The sequence below is a fragment of the Flavobacterium solisilvae genome (assembly GCF_012911605.1).
Classification (GTDB): domain Bacteria; phylum Bacteroidota; class Bacteroidia; order Flavobacteriales; family Flavobacteriaceae; genus Flavobacterium; species Flavobacterium solisilvae.
On the sequence record NZ_JAAMPT010000089.1, the window covers coordinates 1 to 280 of the forward strand.

The window sequence follows — 280 nt, forward strand, 5'->3', positions numbered from 1 at the left end:
GACTTGAAGGGTCGATTGGTGTCGGGTCTTCTGAGTCGTCAGTTACAGGGTTGTTGTTCGGGTCTGTTCCGGTTGCGGTTGCAATGTTGTGAACTCCACCGTTGTTGATGTCGGCTTGTGTAATTGCATACGTTGCCGTTGCTGTTCCAACTTGTCCCGGCGTTAACGTACTTGGTGTTACTATCAAGTTCGATACGCCGATTACGGCATCATTGATTGTCAAATTGTTTACAGTTACGTTTCCTGTATTGGTTACCGTAAAAGTGTAAACAATCGTATC

General features: G+C 45.7%; 1 protein-coding gene. It reads right to left on the reverse strand.

Annotation, left to right across the window (positions count from 1 at the left end; translation table 11 throughout):
* Nucleotides 1-280: DUF7507 domain-containing protein (locus G6042_RS00420; RefSeq protein WP_169522330.1), on the reverse strand; the 280-nt coding region annotated here is incomplete at both ends.